We start from the raw sequence: 900 nt of genomic DNA, 5'->3' as shown, positions 1-900 counted from the left end.
CACATCGCCCAGCGATGCGGCCAGCAGCACCTTGCCGGTGGCACGCATCTGCTCGTCCAGCGCAGGACACTGGCTCACCAGGCGCTCGACTTGGTCCGGCGCCATCGCCGCGAGTTTCTCCGGGGAGCAATGGGCAAGGCCGAGATATTGCATGCGCGCTCCTTGAGGCGGGGGGGGGGGTGGGGGAAGAGGAGGCGGGCGCTGCGACGGGCGCCGGTGTGGGCGCCTTGCGGCGTCCCGGCAGCATGCGCGTGAGCGTCGTGTCGCCCTGGAACAGGTGGTGGTACAGCGCCGCACCGGCGTGGGCGACCACCAGCGCCACCAGCACCCAGAACAGCAGTTCGTGCGCGCCTTCCGCCGCTTCATGCACGCCGTCGCTGCGGCCGGTGATGGCCGGCAGGTTGAACAGCTTGAACCACTGCAGGGGATAGCCGGCGGACGAGTTCAGCACCCAGCCCGACAGCGGGATGGCGAACAGCAGTGCATACAGCAGGAAATGCGTCACCGATGCGATGCGCTGCTGCCAGGTGGGCGTTCCTGGCACAGGCGCCGGCGCGCCGGCGTACACGCGCCACAGCGCACGCAGCACGACCAGCGCCAGGATGGTCAGGCCGATCGACTTGTGCAGGGCGTAGATGTTGATCTTGCGCGGCCCGTTCGGCAGGTCGCCCATGGTCAGGCCGATGTACGCCATCACCAGGATCAGCGCAACGATGACCCAATGGAACAGCTGGCTGACCGAACCCCAGCGATCGTCGGTGTTCTTCAGGGTCATGGCGTCGGCTCCGGCGGTGGCGGTGGCGGTGGGGAAGGCCGGGGGGCTGCGGTGGGCTCCGCGTGCCCGGGCTCGCCGCGTCGGGTGGCGTCGGGCCCGGGGCGGGGTTCTTTTGGGTGCGGTGG

General features: G+C 69.8%; 1 pseudogene. It reads right to left on the bottom strand.

What is annotated here, in order from left to right:
* Window positions 1-214 precede the first annotated feature (214 nt).
* A pseudogene (locus CSC76_RS18830) lies at window positions 215-775 on the bottom strand (cytochrome b); the annotation flags it as partial.
* Window positions 776-900: the final 125 nt, after the last annotated feature.

It is taken from the genome of Pseudoxanthomonas mexicana (assembly GCF_010093385.1).
GTDB classification, from domain to species: Bacteria; Pseudomonadota; Gammaproteobacteria; order Xanthomonadales; family Xanthomonadaceae; genus Pseudoxanthomonas_A; species Pseudoxanthomonas_A mexicana.
The sequence above is the reverse complement of the archived record's forward strand: the minus strand, read 5'-3'. Positions and strand labels throughout refer to the sequence as shown.